A 19,875-nucleotide genomic window follows, 5' to 3' on the forward strand; every position below is an offset into this window, starting at 1 on the left:
GCTGCAAATTCAGGAAAAAAATATTTTTGGCAATTAATCTTTGTCAGCAATTTATAACAACCGCGCAATGAAAGGGTAACGAAAAGGCTTGTCAGGATCGTTGAAGACTTGAACAATAGCCAAGATTGTCAACCCCCAATGGATCAAATATCCCAGTCCTGCAAGAGGAAATAGTAAACCAAAGCTGATTGTCATCAATACTAAGATGATGATTCCCCAAAACCAAACATTGAAGTGGAAGTTAATTGCTTCTTTGGCGTTTTCCTTGACGATTGGATCGTCGGAGACAAACAAGACAGCGATGGGGATACCAACAGATACCAGAGTGGTACTGAAAAAGATCGCTCCGTGGCTAATTGCCGATAGCAGTTTCCGCTTGTCAGGGTCGTACATACAAACACATTCCTCAGTTGCAGATTGTTATCCTAAATAAAGGTAAATTAGATTCTGCTAGACTCTGGTTTTTACTTCCTGTTACATCCTACAGCTAAGCTTCAATGATCTCCAACGACCTACAAGCAGATTTACAAACAGAAGTGGAGCGGCGACGTAATTTCGCCATCATTTCCCACCCAGACGCAGGTAAAACTACACTAACAGAAAAGTTATTGCTGTACGGGGGAGCGATTCACGAAGCGGGAGCTGTTAAAGCGCGACGAGCGCAACGTAAAGCAACGTCTGACTGGATGGCAATGGAGCAGCAGCGGGGAATTTCCATCACCTCAACAGTCTTGCAGTTTGAATATCACAACGCTCAGATCAACTTGCTAGATACGCCAGGACACCAAGACTTTAGCGAAGACACCTATCGTACCCTGGCAGCGGCAGATAATGCGGTGATGTTGATTGACGCTGCGAAAGGCTTGGAACCGCAGACGCGCAAATTATTTGAAGTCTGTAAACTGCGATTGCTGCCCATTTTTACCTTTGTGAATAAACTCGACCGTCCTGGGAGAGAACCACTATCGCTGTTGGATGAAATTGAGAAAGAATTAGGGTTGCAGACTTACGCAGTTAATTGGCCTATTGGTATGGGCGATCGCTTTAAGGGAGTTTTCGACCGTCGCACGCAGGAGATCCACTTATTTGAACGGACGGCTCACGGTAGCAAAGCGGCGGCGGATACGATAGTTAATTTGGGCGATCCGCGCATCGAGCAATTGTTGGAACAAGACCTCTACTACCAACTGAAAGAGGATATAGAACTTTTAGAAGAAGTGGGATCGGAACTAGATTTAGATCTCGTCCACCAAGGCAAAATGACTCCGGTATTCTTTGGTAGCGCCATGACAAATTTTGGCGTGGAGTTGTTTTTAAATGCCTTTTTGGATTACGCCCTCAAACCCTATGCCCGTGTTAGCAGTATGGGCGAAGTCGCTCCTTCCTATCCAGAGTTTTCGGGTTTCGTGTTCAAGCTTCAGGCAAATATGGATCCGAAACACCGCGATCGCGTGGCGTTTATTCGCGTCTGTACGGGAAAATTTGAAAAAGACATGACGGTGAACCATGCCCGGACTGGTAAAACGATCCGTTTGTCAAGACCCCAAAAACTATTTGCTCAAGACCGTGAATCGATTGACGTAGCCTATCCCGGCGATGTAATTGGTTTGAACAATCCAGGCATGTTTGCGATCGGCGACACGATCTATACGGGACAAAAGCTAGAGTACGAAGGTATTCCTTCTTTCTCTCCCGAGCTGTATGCCGTGATGAGAAACCCCAACCCTTCTAAATTTAAGCAATTTCAAAAAGGCGTTTCCGAGTTGCGGGAAGAAGGCGCAGTCCAGATCATGTATTCAGTGGACGAGTCTAAGCGCGATCCAATTTTAGCAGCAGTCGGACAATTGCAATTTGAAGTAGTACAGTTCCGGTTGCAAAACGAATACGGCGTAGAGACGCTACTAGACTTATTGCCTTATACCGTTACTCGTTGGGTAGTAGATGGTTGGGAAGCTTTGGAAAAAGTAGGGCGAATTTTTAACACCATGACAGTGAAAGATTCCCTCAATCGTCCCGTTTTGCTATTTCGTAACGAATGGAATTGCCAGCAACTTGAAGCAGACCATCCAGATTTGAAGTTGAGTAAAATTGCTCCTTTAACTTCTGTAACAACAGATAATTGAGGAGCGAGGAGCGAGGAGTGAGGGATTTTGAGGACAATATTCCCTACACCCCACACCTCATTCTTCACTGATAACTGACAACTGCATAGCGATCGCATCTGCTCCCTATAGAAAGATTGTTGTCCAATTCAATCTTTCTAACAGGAGTTTAATTATGAAAGCGATCGCAACTCCCCAAACCGCAGTTCAACCAACTCAACGACAATTCAATCCATCTCAACAACAAAAAAGCAAATTAGTTGCTCAATGGTTTCGCATTGATGGCAAATTAGTTTGTAAATGGTTCAAAATTTAACAATTACAACTTTCTGCTTAATTCCGAATTCCGAATTCCGAATTCCGAATTCTTACGTCCATGCCCGAAAGAAGGTATTATCTTCCCAAATAGCAGCTGTGCGTTGTTCGATCGCCGCTAATTCCTGTTGAGATAAAGGTTGAAAAGCTTGAGCCACTTTAACATTATCTTCTAATTGAGCGATCGTTTCTGCTGCGACAACACAACAATGCACTCCTGGTTGAGACATAGCGTATCCTAATGCTTGATTCATTCCATCTAATCCACCAGGTTTAAATAAGCGACCGTAAGCTGGAACTTTCATTGCTATGACACCAACATTTTTCTCCCTTGCCACGGGTAAAACCACAGGAAGAAAGGGACGCGGATGGTGTTTATCTGCTGCATTGACGGGAATTAAAGTCGTGTCAAATGAGTAGCGGCGCAAACCTTCAGCAATAATATTAGGATCGTGGTGTCCGGTAATGCCTGTAAAGCGAATAAGTTTTTGGGCTTTTGCTTCTTCGACAGCTTGAATTGCGCCATTTTTACCGAAAATAGTCTCTAAATCTTCAGTAAAAGAGACATGATGCATTTGCCATAAATCTAACCGATCTGTATTTAAGCGTTTGAGCGATCGCTCTAATTCACGCCATGCACCATCTCGATCTCTAGCATCAGTTTTACTAGCAAGAAATATATTTTTCCGGTAAGAAGGCAAGACTTTGCCAAAATAATCTTCACTCGGACCGTAATTAGCAGCAGTATCAAAATAACGAATACCTAATGCGATCGCTTTTTCAATCATTGCGACTGCATCTTTTTCTTTTCCCTGCCAAGATAGAGGCGTTTGTCCTGCTCCCCCCAAGCCGAAAATTGGAACTTTAACCTCTGTGCGTCCCAGAACCCTTTCTGGCATCTTGCCTGTCGATTTAGCCGCTGTATTTTGTGCCGTAGACTGAGCGCTATCAGTTTGATTTTGTTGTAACGCCGTGCTACCAATAATTCCACCTGCTACAGCCGCACCAGTAAGCAGAAAATTGCGCCGAGTGGTCTTATCTGTCATTATTAGCTCCTTAAATTTTCAGCAAGACACTGAGGCAACGAATATCTCTTCGTATGGTAGCAAAGTAAAACTTCTAAAAATGGCACAATCAAAATAGATAAAATTTGACTGGAATGCCACCTTCTCCGATTTATACCCAGCAACCCTGGACAGAAACCTACAGCGAAATTATTGATGTCCGTTCCCCGAGCGAATATGCAGAGGATTGTATTCCTGGTGCGATCAATCTTCCAGTACTAGATGATACCGAACGTGCTGAAGTGGGAACGATTTATAAACAAATCAATCCTTTCAATGCGCGTAAAATTGGTGCATCACTAGTAGCTAAAAATATTTCTCAGCATCTCCAACAGCATTTTGCCGATAAAGGCAAAGATTACCGTCCGTTAGTCTATTGCTGGCGCGGCGGACAACGTTCTAATAGTATGGCGGCGGTGCTCGCACAAATTGGTTGGCGAGTTACCGTTTTAGAAGGTGGATATAAAACTTATCGCACCTACGTGCGGCAGCAGTTAGAACAACTCCCAACTCAATTTACCTATAAAGTCTTATGCGGTTTTACAGGTAGCGGTAAAACGCTGATTTTACGTAGGTTACAACAGCGTGGCATCCAAGTTTTAGATTTAGAGGCGATCGCCAACCATCGCGGTTCTTTACTTGGTGAAGAATGGCAACTACAACCGACTCCTCAACCTTCACAGAAGTACTTTGAATCATTGCTTTTACAGCAATTACAGAAATTCAAGCGCGATCGAGTTGTATGGGTAGAATCAGAAAGTAACAAAATTGGAAAAATTTATTTACCTCTACCTCTATGGCAGAAAATGAAGCAATCTCAGTGTATAGAAATTCAGATGCCTATAGATAGTAGAGTTACATTTCTTTTAAAAGAGTATCCATATTTAGAGACTCATTCTGAGTTTCTAAAAACTAAACTAGAAAAATTGAAGCCCAGATATGGAAAACAAAAATTAAAGTATTGGTTTCAGTTAATCGATGCTAGAAAAGGAGAAGATATCGTTAAAGAACTACTTCTTTTTCACTACGATCCAACTTATTCTTGCTCTATAAAAAGAGATTACACCAATATAGAAAAGTCTTTGTTCATGCCAGATATATCCGATATCAATATCGAGCGTATTCTCAATCGTTTGATCTCAATATCTGAATGCTAATCTCTTCATACCATTTCTTTAAAACTACGCCACAGAAGATCCCCCCAACCCCCCTTATCAAGGGGGGCTAGGGGGGATCGAATCTAGTGCAATAATAAACAGAATTGGTATTACTCCCTTTCATAGCAATTCTCGATTGCGTGTATGACATATGCATGATATTTATAGGGGCGCACAGCTGTGCGCCCCTACAGATCGCGTGTTTTACTCAAGATTCACGCCTTTAGCACTGATAAAAAAACCCCTCACCGGAGTGAGAGGTCAGCTTAACCTAGAACATTTAAATCGCTACAGCGATCGCACCTGCTAAAGCGGCAAAGAATGCCGAAACTGTTGCCGTACCAAACAGCCACCAAGCAGCTGAAGCCGCCGCCTTGCGCGTCTCTTCCGCTTGTTTTTCTGCCTGTTCTTTCACTTGTTCCAAGCGCTTCTGTGCTTCGTGTTGGATGCGTTCTGCTCTTTGCAGCACGTTGTTACGCGCCGACTCAATGCGATCGATAATTCGATTCGCATCTGCCTCCGAAATATCCTCGCGAGAACTCAAAATCGCTACATAAGTATCTCGATTAAACGAAGATAGCCGTCCGCGCAAAGCATCAAACCCAGCTTGCGGGTCGTCAAATAACTTGCGCATATCCCGCTGAATGCTGTCGTAATTCAACTCTGGGCGATCGAGCGAATTGAGGTAGCTGCGAATGCGATCGAATACGCTGTCGATCGCATCTTGAATCCGCCGTTGAATTGCTCGTACCTGATCGACAAAGTTATCGCGTACGGCTAATATCTGATCGACAGTTCTAGCTGCTTCCGCATCGGACATATCTCCCCTCATCTTCAACAATTCGATTAAAGTCTCGCGATCGAAGTGAGACAAGCGATCGCTCAAACTCTCAATTCCCACTTTCGGATCGCGTAACAACAAAGACAGATCTCGCTTAATCCCTTCTGGATTGAGTTCGTCTTTACCTGTATGGCGCAGGTAATCTTCCAAATAAGTTTGGAAACTCTGAACTCTTTGTTGCGTGCGAGTTGCTAGACGACGGGGCGCTTTAATAATATCCCGAATCGAAGTTTGCATTTGATCGACAATTTGATTGACTTGCTCCTCGCTCAAATCGCGCCGCTGGCTCAATAACTTCACCAAAGTTTCTCGATCTACGTGAGACAAGCGCCTTCTGAGGGCAGCCGATCCCTCTTTCGGATTGGCAAACAAGCGCTGAAAGTCGCGCTGAATTCCTTCTGGATTCAACTCTTCTCTACCAGTGTTGCGCAGGTAATCGGCGATCGCATTTGTCACCGAGTCGTATTGTTCCTTTGCTTTACCCACCAAAACTTGCGGTGCAACCCGCACGTTGTGCCAAGACCCTTCAACTTGGTTAATAACTTGGTTGACTTGTTCTTCGCTCAAGTCTTGTCGCTGGCTCAACAATTTAACGAGGGTATCGCGATCGAAGCGAGACAACCGCGCCCGTAGTGCTGCCATTCCCGCTTGCGGATCGTCTAGTAGAGTTTTGAGTTCTGCCTCAATTGCGTAGGGATTTAATTCATCTTTACCAGTGTTGCGCAGGTAAGATTCTAAGTTTAGCCACAGGGTTTCAGCTTGATATTTTGCCTGGTCTGCTAGTCCTTTAGACTCAACTAAGACTTTTTCGCGCTGTGCCTCCAATCGATCTAAAATTGGCTCTACCTCTTCTGGGGTAATATCGTTACGTTGCAATAGCACTTGTCGCAACGAGTCCCGATCCCACCTAGCTAGACGCAAACCGAGAGTTTCGTAATCGGTATCCGAGTCTTCTAATAAGGGCTTGAAGTCGCGCTCAATTCCTTCTGGAGTTAAGTTTGCTTTACTCGTTGTCAGTAGATAACTCTCTACACGGTGTTGCAGTTCTTGGACGGCTTCCCTTTCTTCAATCCCTCTCACTGTTGTCAAGACATCTTGACGAATCAGTTCCAAGCGATCTGCTATAGTTTGAATTTGAGCTTGGGTCAGCATTCCCTTTTGTTGCAGCAATCGGGCAAAATCATTACGAGAAAGTTGCTCGACCTGTTGCCGTACTGCCCGTGGATCGGCTGCCGGATCGTAGAGAATATCGCGGAATTCCCGATCCATTCTGTCTTGACTTAACTGCCAAGTATAAGTGTTGAGCAGGTAGTTTTCTACATCCGCCCTAATGGTCGTGTAGGGAACTTCAGCAGATTTCATCCCTGTTTGAGTGGCAACCTTATCTACTCCCTCGGTGACTTTATCTCTTGCCGTGAGGAGCGATCGCAAGATCTTCTCCACATCTAAATCTGATAGATCGGCGCGTCCCATCACCATTCCCATCAGGGTGTTGATTCCCGTTTGCAGCGTTTGCTGTACTGGACCTGCGGTGGCTTTGTCGGCTTGGTCTGCTTGTCTTTGGTCGGCTTGCTTAGACGATCGCATTTCTTCTGTGAGTCGATCGATCTTGGCGTTCAACTCATCCGTCTTAGTTTGTCCAGGCTGCACGGACTTGAGATATTCGATCAACTCATCCATGCGATCGCGCTTGGGTTGCTGTTTTCCGACCACATCTCGCCAGACGCTTTCTAACTGATCGGCAATTTTATTGACATCGCGTTTCGATAAGTCGGTACGGCTGCTGACGAGATCGATAAACTTTTGGCGATCGATATTCCGCAAGTCATCGGTTCCGGCAAGATCTGCCAGTTGCGGATCGCGTAAAATTGTCTCAAATTCTCTTCTAATCTTTGTCGTGTCTATTTCTGGCGGACGCAGCATGTCTATATAATCTTCCAGGTTCTCGCGAATTGTGGTCGGGTCGATCGCGCTACCTAACTCTCGCCGTACTGCCGCAGCTGCTGCTTCTGCTGTCTGTACGACTTGCTGATTGACAGCTTTTGCTCCGATCGCAGCGGTAGCCGTTCCCATAATTGCTTGAAAACCCGAGGTTGCCGTATTCACGACGGAACCAACCAAGGAACCGACTGTGGTGGAACTAACCCACACCAGCAGTAAAAAGTAAGCTCCCCAAATCACTAGACCGAGAACTGCTCCCAGTCCTACATCTACACTCAGCAAGCTTAAACTAACGGCAAGAAAGCTAGCGATGAATAAAGCAATGCTGACAGTTATTAACGTCCAAATACCTACTGCCGTACCAATTTTACGGATCGTTCCCCCCACACTCCCAGATTCGCTGCTACCTGAATCTGAGTCTGATTGCCGTCCTAAATAGGAAATCCCAGCAGCCACAGAGAGGTTTGTTAATACAAGTTGTACGGCAAAGGCAAGAATCACTCCTGATATTAAAGCAACAAAAAATCTCGGACCCGAAAATACAAACGCTGCCTCTGCTGGTGTCGTCACACCCCCATCTGGTGGAGTTAACTGTGCCAGCCAGGAGAAAGGTTTGTATAGTCCCAGTAAAATTTCTGGATTCTGAAACATGGTTTGTCCTTCTTGTGTGCTGTGCTGAGCGTCTAAATACAATGTGAGGAGGAAATTTAGGAGCTAAAAATACTATTTAACCCCGTAGCTTAAAAATGCTGCATTTAACAGCGTCAAACATCCACCCCAAGTCTGAAAGCTCTGCCTGTAGTGGGATGAATTCAGATTTACTTCTGAGGCGAGGAAATGTATTCAGCAGCGTTTATGTAAGTCAAGATACTAATTACAAGTTGTTAACAATACCAAGCGATCGCTTCATCGCGATTTACACCGTCTATTGATAGAATTCCTCTAAGAAAATTCACTTCATATTAGTCCTAGAGAAGTGCTGCTAGTTTGTACCTCTAGACAGAAAGCAAAAATTAAATTCCCATTTAAATTAAAGATATGTGAAGCGGAATTTATTCGGAGCAAAAAATGGAAACTCGTGAAACTCGTCCAGCTACAGATGTACCACCAGTCGCTAAAGCATATAACGGTGTAGATCGAAATGCATTCATCTTTGGGTTGAATCCTCAAGCTGAGCTGTGGAACGGACGCTTGGCAATGATTGGATTTCTCGCTTATTTGATTTGGGATTTAGCAGGCTATAGCGTTCTGCGCGACGTACTGCATCTGATTGGATACTAGATAAATCAAACCTCCCTTTTACCGGGGGGGGCGATCTAAAAATCTTGCCTTTTTGCAAATATTCAATATGACAGTCTCTCTTTTAAAACGGATTTAGGAGGGACTGTTATGTTTTTTACAAAACTTGTTTTACAACACTTTCGGTAAGCGAAACCAAAACTGGGCTCCGCCTTTAGAATTGGTTTTGTAGCCGATACTTCCACCCCATTGCTCTACTGTAATTCTACAGAAATACAGTCCTAAACCGATTCTTCCCGGACTATTTTTACCTTGTGAAAATTTTTGAAATAAAGTTGTCGCAACTTCTGGTTCTATGCCAGAACCCATGTCGTCAACTGTAATCGCAATGAAATCTCCTTCTTCTGCGATTCCGATTGTCACCACAGAGTTCGGTGGACTGTGCCTGTAGGCGTTTTCCACCAAATTGGTTATTGTTCGCTCCAAACGTGACTTTTCTCCTACAACTTTCCATTCTCTAGTTTTATCAACATCGATTTGTAGGCGCAGATCGATCTGATTGAGAAAGAAAACTGGCGATAAAGCATTCACAACTTCTAAAACACAAGCTAGCGCATCTGGTGCTTGTTGCAGATCGATTCTCAAACCTTCCAATGACTCAACTTCAGCTGCAAAAGCATCTAAAATTTCTCGAATTAATGTCTCTTGTTTTTGACACTGCTTTTTACCAATATTTAAGTATTCTTGCGCTTTAGAATTGAGGTTTTGGAGTGAGAGTAGCTCGAAACAATACTTGATTCCCGTTAACTGTCCGGCTAGATCGTGAACGATACAATGAATCAAGACTTCTTTTTTTTGAATTTCTTTTAACAAATTGTAGTAATTTAAACTGTTTTCTCTAGCTTTTTGGAGTAAAAACTGATGCTCTTTATAATTAGAAGCAATTAATAATATTTTTTTCTGATTTAGACAAACTGCTGAAGCTTCTAAATAGAACTCTTGTCCTGATAAGTCTGTTTCAGTCCACAGTCCAGATTTAATTCTTCCCAATTTATTTTTCTGCCAAAAAGCTTCTGCGTCAACCAAAAAATTATCGAGTACGGGAAACTTCAGTCCCGGCATCAAATGTTGTTGTAAGTCAGTATCGGCATAAAGTTCTACGAACCAGACAGGTGCAGTACCGATGAGCTTGAATGAATCATACTCCAATCGTTCTAGAACAACGACATTTAGTGCCGCAAATAGCTCATCTATGATACTTTCCTCACTCATGCCACTAAAAACGTAAAGATAGGTATTGGTTCGCTAGCAATGCCTTTAAATATAGTATGACTTCTCATGAAGTGAATTTGCATCTCACCAATGCGATCGTATGTGTTGCGATCGATCGCGATCGCGTTGGGAGTTGCTTGAAACCCCATCTGTTCTACAATTGCCATGCGATCGCCTACCGCAATCAAAGTTTTTTGATTCTGACTACCAGCAATACCCACAATCAGGGAACCAGAAACAATACTGATACCAACACTAAAAGCAATGCATTTATCAACTTGCCGCACCTGACTCATCCCTCGTACTGTCTCTACAACTCGGATCGCTGCTTCAGTCGCGCGTACCGCAGGCGAACCAGTCACCGGAAGTATGCCAAACAAACTTGTCACGGCATCCCCAAAACTTTTACTCACTATCCCACCTCGATCTAGTAACGGCTGCACGATCGCGGAAATATATGAGTTGACAGTGGCGATCGCTTCTGCTGGCGGGTAATCTTCAATCGAAGAGTTGAGGCTGCAAATCTTAGCTAAAAGAATAGTCACATCTCGGCGATCGCCTTTCTCTAATGCTGCTACTAATTCCTGCGATAAGTTAGCTGCAATGCGATCGTGTAAGCTTTGTTCTAGCAATCGAGAATGATGTTGGCGAATTAAACTCAAATCGTTGCCTTGTTGCTGAAGGATGCTGTACTGATGCTCGTATCGTCTTGCATCCAATAATAGTATCCAGTCGCCTTCAGCCGCAGCAAAAATGTGAACCTCGGCAGCAACTCCCGATTCCATTTTTATGCAAGGTAAGATAATCGGTAAATTCTGAAAAGGTAGTAATCCCGCTAAAAATAAAATCTTTTTTTCAACAACTTCTCCACGTTCGAGATGATGAAAACCATACAATGATAATTGACCTCCCCAGCTCACTAAATAGCCATCCTTTACTAAAAAGTAAGCCGGACAACGACTTTCAAAAATTAACTCTTGAAAGTACTTGACTATAGATTTAGGGAGGTGAGACATCCATTGCCTCCAGCATTTGTTGTGTGAGTTTGGCAAAGGCTTCTTCTACACCTGTAGCTGTTTTAGCACTAGTCTCGATCGCCGTCCAGTTTTTTTGTAAAAGACTATCCACTACTGAATCCTCTATTTCCCAATCTGCTGTTAAATCTGATTTATTCAATACCAATATAAAGGGAACTTTACCGAGAGTTTCTTCTACCCTTTGTTGTAAAGATAATGCTTTATCTAAAGTATAGCGACGAGTTCCATCTACGACTAGAAGATAACCAGATGCACCTCTTAAATAAGACATCTGCAATTTCTGAAACTCGTCTTCACCGTGAATATCCCACAGAATTAGATTGACTTCTCGATCGGCAATTTTAACTAGTTTTTTATCAATTTTGACTCCTACGGTGGAATGGTATATTTCTGAGTAAATACTTTTAACAAATTGCGATACTAAACTCGTTTTCCCCGTAGCAAACGCACCAACCATACATACTTTTTTTTGAATCATATCTCAAACAGCAAATTTTTTCTAGGGTGCATCCGTTAAAAATACCTTAAAAGAAACGCGACGATTCATTTCTGGATTGTTTTGGCTGACATCTTGTTGCCAAGGTTCTTGCGCTCCCACACCAATTGTCGTTAAATCGGACGATCTTATTCCTCGCGAAACCAAGACTAATGAAATTTGCTTTGCTCTAGCTTTACTGAGATCCATATTATGCTCTGTCGAACCATCGCTATCTGCGTGTCCTTTAAGTTCGATTCGTACGTTCTTTTGCAAAATTGGAGCCATCTTTGTAAGCTTTTGAATAGCTGCAACAATCTTATTTAATTTTTGTTGCTGATTTGGCAAAAGTTGCGAGCGATCGTTAATAAATAAGAGATTCTCTCTTTCTAATTCAGTTTTAGTTTTGAGCAATTCTTGGAGTTCAATTGTAGTTAGATGCTCTGTCTGTAACTGCGTCACTCCAGGAAGATTAGGCGCAATTTTTTTTGCTTGAGCAATCCACTGTCGCGGTGCAGTACCAGTCATATAAAGAATACCGTCGCGATCGACTTTCAAACTCGTAGTTTCTGGTGGTTGTAATAATTTTTTCGCTCTTTTAGTCACAAATTGCGGATCGAGCGAGATGTAAGGTTCCCAACGGCTGACAACATTCTTAGGGTCGATTTCTGCATCTGAAATTAATTGAATCGGATCGACAGCCAAAGGATCGCGCAATCCCGATATATAATATTTGCCAAAATGTTTTTCAGCACTAACGACAACTATTCCTGCTTGTGAGTTTAATGTATTTAAATATGCCTGCCATTTTTGTCGAGCTTGAAAAGACATAAAACTCCACCATCCCAGCGTACACAAGAGTCCGCTTATCAATAATAATAAGAGCGGTGAAGGTTTATCTGGCGTGCTTTGATACTGGGCTTGAAGGCAATTTTCTAAATAAGGTTTACTAGCTTCAAATGGAGTATCGTCGCCGCGAAAGTTTAAAAGTGGCTCGCGAAATTTCTTGTGAATTGTTTCTAGGGTAGCTTGAAAGTTTTCTCTTAATTCTTTAGGTGCATTACCTCGAATTATGCCTGCTAAAATTGCTTGGGGACCTTGCTCGATCCAAATCGTCAATTCGCCAAATTCTAGCGCGTCCAACCGATCTTGTTGCTTAACCTTAAACGAGTCTTGCACGAAATCTTGAATTGCTTTTAACATAGCTGCAACCAGATCTGCATCTTGTGTTGCGGTCAGATCTACTGCCAAGCTATGCAATAACAGTCCAGTGTGACGATGAATCAAAAAAACTTCTTCTACGCGATAAACTAGCGTTCGTAGCAAGACAACTTCGGCAAAAGACTTACCAGTTTGCATTGCTTCTAAGCGCCAGCGAAAACTTCTTGGAGTTAAGCTATGGTCGAGTGCTTGATTAAAAGTCGCAACAAAAGTTTTCAGCGCTGCCATTGCAGCTTTGCGGCTAGCAGGTCCGATGATGGGAAACAAAGCATCGGACAGCGTATTCAAGTCTCTTTTGACCGAGGTTTGAATTGCTTGTTCTACAGTTGGTACAGCGGCTTGAGTCAGTTGGTCGTCTTGTAATGACCTGAGAATAATCGCTTCTGGCAAAATCCGACTCACATCTTCGACTCGGAGTTGCGATTTATCGAGTTTTGCTTGGAGTTCGGGACCGAAAAGTAAATCCCGTAATTCGGCGATCGCTTCCTCTTCGGTAGTAAAATTCTTGTGGGGTGGTGGTTGCGATCGCGCTGTTGGTGTCTGTGGCTGTCCATCCAAGACTAACTGACGCAGTTGGTCTAATATTTCTACTTCAGCAGCAGTGAGATGGGTGTCTTGCGATCGATCCAACAGACTCTCTAGTTCAGTCAGTGCCTCAACTTCAGAGCTTGAAGTTCTGTCAGTAGATTGGCGACCAGAAGAGTCAGTCATTTGCCGATCGTTTCCTAATATCCCCCATACTTACATTGAATTGTATAGCCACCTGTAGTCAAGAGGACACGAAACACCGACAAATCTTATACAACTATTGAAGGAGTCATATGATTTTAACCACAGCCAGCTTAGTTGGCGACCAGCGCATCGTGCAGCATCTCGGGATTGTCAGTGGCGAAGCGATTCTAGGGGCAAATATTTTTCGCGATTTCTTTGCCGGAATTCGGGATATTGTCGGTGGTCGATCTGCTGGTTACGAGCGATCGCTCCGAGAAGCGAAAGATACTGCTATGCGTGAGATGATTCAGCAAGCTCAAGCTCTCGGTGCTAATGCGGTAATTGGCATTGACATCGATTACGAAACCATTGGTGTTGGCAATGGGGGTAGTATGTTGATGGTGGCAGTCAGCGGTACTGCTGTTGTGTGCCAGCGATCGTCTCGATAACTTTCTTTCATTAATTTTCCTTAAATGGAGCTAAGCGGATTCGAACCGCTGACCCCCTCAATGCCATTGAGGTGCTCTACCAACTGAGCTATAACCCCGCGCAAGTGCGTTTTTTATTATGCCTTAAATCTCTCTTTGCTGTCAATCTGCACTATTCAGTTATTTTAAGCATTAATATCCGCGGGCTAAGTAGCTCATGCAGTTCCCCATCAAAAAATAGACAACTAACATGGCTGCGGCACTAGCTGCCACTAACACCCCTGCCAGCATCATCGAAAATTCTTTCTTCGCAAACGCCTCTTCCATCAGGTGCAGCGACCAAGCTACTAAAGCTACGTCGAAAATGAGAATAACTGTCAGCATTTTTTAAGATATTTTAAAACATATTTCATATATCTTAACTAATTCTCAGGAACCTGGTCTTAATTAGAGGTTAAGTTTTTCTTGCTACAGAAATTTGGTAAGTTTATAGTACCGATTAGATCTAATTAAGACGAATGGGGCAATTGCGATCGCTCAAATAGGATTTAATTTGTCCTACACTCAGCTGACCGTAATGCAGCAACGAAGCTAACAAAGCAGCTTCAGCTTTCCCCTCAGTCAAAGCAGTGTAGATATGCTCGCAGTTCCCCGCACCACCAGAGGCGATAACTGGGATTTCTACAGATGAGGCGATCGCGCCAGTTAATTCTATGTCATACCCTGCTTGAGTGCCATCGGCATCCATACTCGTTACCAACAACTCCCCAGCACCTCTTCGGGCAACTTCCTGCGCCCATTGCAGAGCATCTATACCAGTGTTCTCCCGTCCACCACGAATGTAAACGTCCCAGCCAGGATTGTTGACATCCTGCCTTCTTCGTGCATCAATAGCCACTACTATACACTGATTGCCAAAGCGATCGCTGGCACGATTAATTAGGTCTGGGTCCTTAACTGCGGCGGAATTAATGCTAACTTTATCTGCACCCGCTCTTAACAAATTTTTAATTTGTTCTAAGGATTGGATGCCCCCGCCGACAGTGAGAGGAATAAACACTTGTTCGGCAGTACGATAAACCACATCAAAAATAATGTCACGGTCTTCGTGGGTAGCTGTGATATCCAGAAATACCAACTCATCCGCCCCAGCTTCGTTATATACTTTTGCCAACTCCACCGGATCGCCTGCATCTTGCAAATTAACAAAGTTTACCCCCTTCACAACCCGCCCCGCCTTTACGTCCAAGCAAGGCAAAATTCTTTTAGCTAACATGGTGCTGCATCTGAATGACTCCAGAGATTATACATATATAAGTGGTAGTTGGTAGTTGACGGTTGACGGTTGACGGTTGACGGTTGACGGTTGACGGTAAACGCGCTTTGCTACACTCCGTGAAGACGGTTGACGGTTGACGGTTGACGCTCCTCTGCTCCTCTGCCCCTCTGCTCCCCTACTCCTCTGTTCCCTGCTCCTCTGCTCTCTTCAACCCCTCACTCCTCACTCCTCACTCCTCACCCCCTCGTTATGGCAATTATCTCCTCTAAACAACCGTCAGAACCTTCTAAGCCTGCAAAAAAGCAACAGAAGAAACCTCAACCTCAGCCTGTTGTAGAGGATTTGTTGCAACCGCAGGCAACTGTGGAGGAACAAGGCAAACAAGAACAAAGCTTGCGCCCCCATACCTTTGCCGATTACATCGGGCAAAAAGATTTGAAGGAGGTGCTATCAATTGCGATTCAAGCCGCTAAGGCTAGAGGAGAAACTTTAGACCATTTATTATTGTATGGTCCGCCTGGATTGGGTAAAACCACAATGGCGCTCATTTTAGCAGGAGAAATGGGCGTAGATTGCAAAATTACCAGCGCCCCAGCTTTGGAAAGACCGAGGGATATTATGGGTCTGCTGGTAAGTCTCAAACCAGGAGATATTCTATTTATTGATGAGATTCATCGCCTGTCGCGGATGGCAGAGGAAATTTTGTATCCGGCGATGGAAGATTATCGTCTGGATATTACGATCGGTAAAGGAGCCAGTGCCAAAACTCGCAGTATTACGCTACCTAAATATACCTTAGTAGGAGCGACAACCCGCGCCGGGGCGCTATCTTCGCCATTACGCGATCGCTTCGGTTCGGTGCAGCGGTTGCGGTTTTATGAACCAGCGGAATTGTGTCAAATTGTGTTGCGGACGGCTGAGTTATTGCAAACACCAATTAGCGATGACGGGGCGTTAGAACTTGCCAAGCGATCGCGAGGTACGCCGCGTATTGCCAACCGCCTGCTCAAACGAGTACGAGACTATGCCGAAGTCAAGGCAGCAGGGACGATTACGCAAAATGTAGCCGCAACAGCTCTAGAATTATATCAGGTAGACCCTTGCGGTCTAGATTGGACAGACCGAAAAATGCTGAGCGTGACGATCGAACAATTTAATGGTGGACCCGTGGGTATTGAAACTTTAGCAGCGGCGACGGGTGAAGATATCCAAACAATTGAGGAAGTCTACGAACCATATCTGATGCAAATAGGTTACTTACAACGGACTCCTAGAGGTCGCGTCGCTACTGTTGCAGCATACAAGCATTTAGGTTTGAAACCACCCAACGAACAACTCTCGTTACTATCGCGGTCAGATTCATGATTTACAATCCCAGTTGGACGCACTTTAATCCAGACAAGATTGAATTTGTTAGTACCAATCTGCGCGTCTGCGTGCTGACACTTTTACTCAGTGCGCTATTCATAGTGGGATGGGTAGAACCAGCAGTTGCCCAGCAATCACCGCTACCAAATCTGAGTGCAGAACAGTTACAAAATTTAGAGAAATTGGCGAATGAAGCTTTCTCTTTAACTGAGAAAGGCAACTTTCCCCAAGCTGAATCTTATTGGACGCAGATTATTGAAGAATTTCCCACAAATGCGGCAGCTTGGAGTAACAGAGGTAATTCGAGAGTTAGCCAAAATAAATTAAATGAAGCGATCGCCGATTATAACAAAGCGATTGAACTTGCCCCAGGCGTGACCGATCCTTTCTTAAATCGGGGTGCGGCTTTGGAGGGTTTAGGAAAATGGTCAGAAGCGATCGCTGACTATAATCATATTTTAGAAATCGATCCTAACGATGCGATGGCATACAATAATCGCGGGAATGCTGAAGCAGGTTTGGGACAATGGGAAAAGGCGATCGCCGATTACAAAAAATCTGCCGATACTGCCCCTAATTTTGCTTTTGCCCGTGCCAATTATGCCCTAGCTTTATATCAAGATGGTCAAAAAGATAAAGCTTTGCGCGAACTGCGAAATATTATTCGCAAATATCCTCAATTTGCCGATGTCCGCGCTGCTTTGACTGCTACGCTTTGGGAACAGGGAAATAAGGGAGAAGCAGAAAGTAACTGGGTAGCTGCTGTAGGCTTAGACCCGCGTTATAAAGACATTAACTGGGTCACAAATATTCGTCGTTGGCCCCCCACTATGGTTGCAGCTTTAGAAAAGTTTCAACAGCTTAAATAAGATCCGTTGTTAATGTCCGCTACCATGAGGAGCAAATCTATATTTACCCAACTTTTTATAGACTATTTACCTCCTGAAGTGCAAGGAAAAATAAAGATTTATCTGAATTTGCACGATAGCAACCCTTGGCAAGCAAGTAATGACATGACATAGCAAGTATATTTTTTCCCTTGTTGTATACCGCATTCCAAAGTGCGCGAAAACATAGGTAATTTGTTAAAATGACACGCAGAGGCTCGATACTAAAAACACTAAGTTTATGTCAATTATGATTTCTCTTAGTCCAGAAGTGGAAGCGCAGCTGCGGGAAAAAGCAGCACAACAAGGACAAGATGTAAGTATTGTCGCGGCTGAATTGATAACTGACATTTTAAAATGGGAGTTGCAAGACTCTGAAGCAGCTATTGTAGGTATTCAGCGTGGTTTAGATGAATTTGAAGCGGGACGTTCCCGTTCATTTCATGAGTTTGCTGAAGAACAACGCCGTAAATACAATCTGCAAAACGATTCGTGAGTTATCGTATAACATCATCTGAGAAAGCAAGCCAGTGGTATGAAGGGTTACTGAGAGTAATTGAATCTTTATCAGAAATGCCTAAGCGTTGTTCGCTTGCAAGAGAAGATCGGTATTTTAGTCAAGAAATTCGTCAACTTCTCTACGGTAAAGGTCGTAATTCTTATCGTATTCTTTTCACTATTATTGAAAATAATGAAGCGGCTACAGTTCGGATTCTTCACATCCGACACGCAGCACAGCAGACTATAGGAGAAGGCTAAAAACATATAGGGGCGCACAGTTGTACGCCCCTACAAACTTATTGTAAATCGATACCTACGCCATTGGTAAAGAAGGGCGATCGCTCATCAAAGCTTTGGTACTAGATTCACCTGCGCGTTGAATCTGGCGCGTCATGCGAATCGTACAAAGAGTGACTGCACTCCACTGTCCTAATAGTGCCAAAAAGATGGTTGTATTGCTGGCTTTTTCTAACGCAAACCAAGCAAAGGGAGTAAACAACCACAAACCAGGAATTTGTTGTGGTGCAATTGATAGCACGGTGAGAATGGCTGTGGGTAATAAAATGACCGCACCCAAAGCCCCTGCAATCCACAAACCTTGCTTTTGCGCCCGCATAAATGTTAAAAGTTGGGCGATCGCAGCACAGATCAGTAACAAATTACCACCAATAACCATACTCAAGAAAGCAGGTTGTTTGTCAATCGGTTGTAAGACAAAGGTAATCCAAAGAGTTAGAGTTGTAGCAACAATTCCTAAGTTTAGGGCGATCGCGAGTATAGCTGGGCTTTTTTCTCCCCACATCAAATCTTTTACTAGCGAAGAACTCAAGAACTTTTGACGATTGCTAACTCTTTCCCGTCGATATCTTGCCCAATCTTGCAAGACTTGACGCTGTGGCGTGAGAGTGACAATCAAACAGATAAACAATACCAAGTTATAGACAAGCAATTCTTGAAAGTTATGTCCGAGATTGGTTGAATATCGATATTTAGGTGTTGTAGCAGCAAATGCAACTAAGATCGCCTCCAAACTCGCAACCATCAAGTAACTTTGGCTCTTGCTAAAAATGGTTTTGCTAGGATTATGGAACCGACGCTGCAAAGCTTGCCAAATCCAGTATGTTCCTACGCCAAAGTTGAGAACTGCCAAACCCAACGTCGCCCATAACGCATCGCCTATGGGCAGATAAAATAATTCTAAATCTGCCGTGCTAAGCAGCGACAAACTATAGTTTTCTAATTCAGTTGCCTTAGCGATTTGCTCAAAAATCAGAAATGGTGAAAACAAATTTAGCCAGTCTGATGGTGTATGAAGTACAGGTTTGGCAGTGGCAATAAACAGGCACACAAATGCTGCCCCACTACCTAACCATGCTTGAAATCCACCTAGCCAAGCACTCACTAAACCAAATAGTAAAGCAGCACTGAAAAAGAAAATACAGCTAGCAATTACGAGTCCGTAAAAACTGAAAATTAAACTTAGAGGAACGTGCGCTCCAATCCCGGCGATTAAATGTAGCGGTACAGCCAGACCTACCACAATATACAGCAAACTTGGTACACCCAGTAGTTTACCAATTAAAATACTTTTAGCTGATTGAGGGCTGAGGCGAATAAAATTGAGTGTGTCTCGACGTTCTTCATTAGCTAAGTCACTAATCAGCGTGTAAGTGCCTGCTAAAATGAGGGCAAAAACACCAAACTTACTGACAGTGTAAAATACATCCCACCACCACATCTGCCAATTAATCAAAAGATTTCCCGCAGCATCCGTGAGACATTCAGGTATAGAATATTCCCACTGCTCACCAGTACATAAAGGATGGCGAGTTGGCATTGACCAACCTTGACTAGCAGATGGTAATTTTGCTTGAAATATGCGGAATAAGAAAAATTGTCCCAGTAAAGAAATAACTGTCGAAATAACTAAATTGCGCGGTTTAAATCTCCCTTTAATCTCCCGCAACAACTGAGGATTTTTATCCCCCAATTTGTCTATCCAACTTAATCTCATAAGAATAAATCTCCAAATTAATG

20 protein-coding genes and 1 tRNA gene are annotated in these 19,875 nt (G+C 43.6%); 10 read left to right on the forward strand and 11 right to left on the reverse strand.

The window, feature by feature from the left end:
- Positions 1-51 precede the first annotated feature (51 nt).
- Positions 52-393, reverse strand: a complete 342-nt coding sequence (locus QH73_RS02155; protein WP_039715047.1) for a DUF4870 domain-containing protein — start codon at positions 391-393, stop codon at positions 52-54.
- Positions 394-497: 104 nt separating this feature from the next.
- Between QH73_RS02155 and prfC the strand changes: the two genes are divergently transcribed.
- Together prfC and QH73_RS02165 are read left to right on the forward strand one after the other, a co-directional pair.
- A complete protein-coding gene (gene prfC, locus QH73_RS02160) occupies positions 498-2,123 on the forward strand; it encodes a peptide chain release factor 3 (protein WP_132866494.1) in 1,626 nt (541 codons plus the stop codon).
- 154 nt (positions 2,124-2,277) lie between these two features.
- Positions 2,278-2,418, forward strand: a complete 141-nt coding sequence (locus QH73_RS02165) for a hypothetical protein (RefSeq protein ID WP_165587603.1) — start codon at positions 2,278-2,280, stop codon at positions 2,416-2,418.
- Between the two features lie 52 nt (positions 2,419-2,470).
- Here the strand turns inward: QH73_RS02165 and QH73_RS02170 are convergent, their stop codons facing one another.
- Positions 2,471-3,463, reverse strand: coding sequence for an aldo/keto reductase (locus QH73_RS02170; protein WP_039715048.1), 993 nt, complete (start codon positions 3,461-3,463; stop codon positions 2,471-2,473).
- 113 nt (positions 3,464-3,576) lie between these two features.
- Between QH73_RS02170 and mnmH the strand changes: the two genes are divergently transcribed.
- Entirely contained in the window at positions 3,577-4,638 is a 1,062-nt protein-coding gene (gene mnmH, locus QH73_RS02175; protein ID WP_039715049.1) for a tRNA 2-selenouridine(34) synthase MnmH, read from the forward strand.
- A 151-nt stretch (positions 4,639-4,789) separates the two neighbouring features.
- On the forward strand, positions 4,790-4,948 hold the full coding sequence (locus QH73_RS02180; RefSeq protein WP_165587604.1) for a hypothetical protein: 159 nt from the start codon (positions 4,790-4,792) through the stop codon (positions 4,946-4,948).
- On the opposite strand, the gene QH73_RS02185 is transcribed toward QH73_RS02180, so the two are convergent.
- Complete coding sequence (locus tag QH73_RS02185) at positions 4,919-8,071, reverse strand: hypothetical protein (RefSeq protein ID WP_039717331.1); 3,153 nt, start codon at positions 8,069-8,071, stop codon at positions 4,919-4,921. The genes QH73_RS02180 and QH73_RS02185 overlap by 30 nt on opposite strands.
- A 417-nt stretch (positions 8,072-8,488) precedes the next feature.
- On the opposite strand from QH73_RS02185, the gene QH73_RS02190 reads away from it, so the two are divergent.
- Positions 8,489-8,701 (forward strand): chlorophyll a/b-binding protein, encoded by a 213-nt coding sequence (locus tag QH73_RS02190; RefSeq protein ID WP_039715050.1) that lies wholly within the window; start codon positions 8,489-8,491, stop codon positions 8,699-8,701.
- 129 nt (positions 8,702-8,830) lie between these two features.
- On the opposite strand, the gene QH73_RS02195 is transcribed toward QH73_RS02190, so the two are convergent.
- From QH73_RS02195 to QH73_RS02210, 4 genes are read right to left on the reverse strand one after another with little or no spacing between them, the layout of a single operon-like run.
- The gene (locus QH73_RS02195; protein WP_039715051.1) at positions 8,831-9,931 is read right to left on the reverse strand and encodes a sensor histidine kinase; all 1,101 of its coding nucleotides are present in this window, start codon (positions 9,929-9,931) and stop codon (positions 8,831-8,833) included.
- Positions 9,928-10,947: an adenylate/guanylate cyclase domain-containing protein gene (locus QH73_RS02200; RefSeq protein ID WP_052289966.1), complete on the reverse strand. Its 1,020-nt coding sequence runs from the start codon at positions 10,945-10,947 to the stop codon at positions 9,928-9,930. Before QH73_RS02200 ends, QH73_RS02195 begins: the two co-directional genes overlap by 4 nt.
- Positions 10,931-11,446 carry a Rab family GTPase gene (locus QH73_RS02205; RefSeq protein ID WP_039715052.1) on the reverse strand — a complete coding sequence of 172 codons (516 nt, stop codon included), beginning with the start codon at positions 11,444-11,446 and terminating at the stop codon, positions 10,931-10,933. Before QH73_RS02205 ends, QH73_RS02200 begins: the two co-directional genes overlap by 17 nt.
- Positions 11,447-11,467: 21 nt before the next feature.
- Positions 11,468-13,375 (reverse strand): OmpA family protein, encoded by a 1,908-nt coding sequence (locus tag QH73_RS02210; protein WP_039715053.1) that lies wholly within the window; start codon positions 13,373-13,375, stop codon positions 11,468-11,470.
- Between the two features lie 110 nt (positions 13,376-13,485).
- Here QH73_RS02210 and QH73_RS02215 point away from each other — a divergent pair, with 110 nt between their 5' ends.
- On the forward strand, positions 13,486-13,824 hold the full coding sequence (locus QH73_RS02215; protein ID WP_039715054.1) for a heavy metal-binding domain-containing protein: 339 nt from the start codon (positions 13,486-13,488) through the stop codon (positions 13,822-13,824).
- 25 nt (positions 13,825-13,849) lie between these two features.
- Here the strand turns inward: QH73_RS02215 and QH73_RS02220 are convergent.
- The 3 genes from QH73_RS02220 to hisF all read right to left on the reverse strand — a co-directional run bounded on the left by QH73_RS02220 (position 13,850) and on the right by hisF (position 15,079).
- Positions 13,850-13,922, reverse strand: a tRNA-Ala gene (locus QH73_RS02220).
- Between the two features lie 73 nt (positions 13,923-13,995).
- Positions 13,996-14,187, reverse strand: coding sequence for a hypothetical protein (locus QH73_RS02225; RefSeq protein ID WP_015152522.1), 192 nt, complete (start codon positions 14,185-14,187; stop codon positions 13,996-13,998).
- 121 nt (positions 14,188-14,308) lie between these two features.
- Positions 14,309-15,079 carry an imidazole glycerol phosphate synthase subunit HisF gene (gene hisF, locus QH73_RS02230; protein ID WP_039715055.1) on the reverse strand — a complete coding sequence of 257 codons (771 nt, stop codon included), beginning with the start codon at positions 15,077-15,079 and terminating at the stop codon, positions 14,309-14,311.
- Positions 15,080-15,331: 252 nt separating this feature from the next.
- On the opposite strand from hisF, the gene ruvB reads away from it, so the two are divergent.
- The 4 genes from ruvB (at position 15,332) to QH73_RS02250 (ending at position 18,096) form a co-directional block, all read left to right on the forward strand.
- Positions 15,332-16,447 carry a Holliday junction branch migration DNA helicase RuvB gene (ruvB, locus tag QH73_RS02235; protein WP_039715056.1) on the forward strand — a complete coding sequence of 372 codons (1,116 nt, stop codon included), beginning with the start codon at positions 15,332-15,334 and terminating at the stop codon, positions 16,445-16,447.
- A gap of 59 nt (positions 16,448-16,506) precedes the next feature.
- Complete coding sequence (locus QH73_RS02240; protein WP_039717333.1) at positions 16,507-17,319, forward strand: tetratricopeptide repeat protein; 813 nt, start codon at positions 16,507-16,509, stop codon at positions 17,317-17,319.
- A 259-nt stretch (positions 17,320-17,578) separates the two neighbouring features.
- Positions 17,579-17,833 carry a hypothetical protein gene (locus QH73_RS02245; RefSeq protein ID WP_039715057.1) on the forward strand — a complete coding sequence of 85 codons (255 nt, stop codon included), beginning with the start codon at positions 17,579-17,581 and terminating at the stop codon, positions 17,831-17,833.
- On the forward strand, positions 17,830-18,096 hold the full coding sequence (locus QH73_RS02250) for a type II toxin-antitoxin system RelE/ParE family toxin (RefSeq protein WP_309476429.1): 267 nt from the start codon (positions 17,830-17,832) through the stop codon (positions 18,094-18,096). The genes QH73_RS02245 and QH73_RS02250 overlap by 4 nt, the downstream gene beginning before the upstream one ends.
- Positions 18,097-18,151: 55 nt before the next feature.
- On the opposite strand, the gene QH73_RS02255 is transcribed toward QH73_RS02250, so the two are convergent.
- On the reverse strand, positions 18,152-19,852 hold the full coding sequence (locus tag QH73_RS02255) for an ABC transporter permease (RefSeq protein WP_039715058.1): 1,701 nt from the start codon (positions 19,850-19,852) through the stop codon (positions 18,152-18,154).
- Positions 19,853-19,875: the final 23 nt, after the last annotated feature.

Source organism: Scytonema millei VB511283, from assembly GCF_000817735.3.
Classification (GTDB): domain Bacteria; phylum Cyanobacteriota; class Cyanobacteriia; order Cyanobacteriales; family Chroococcidiopsidaceae; genus Chroococcidiopsis; species Chroococcidiopsis millei_B.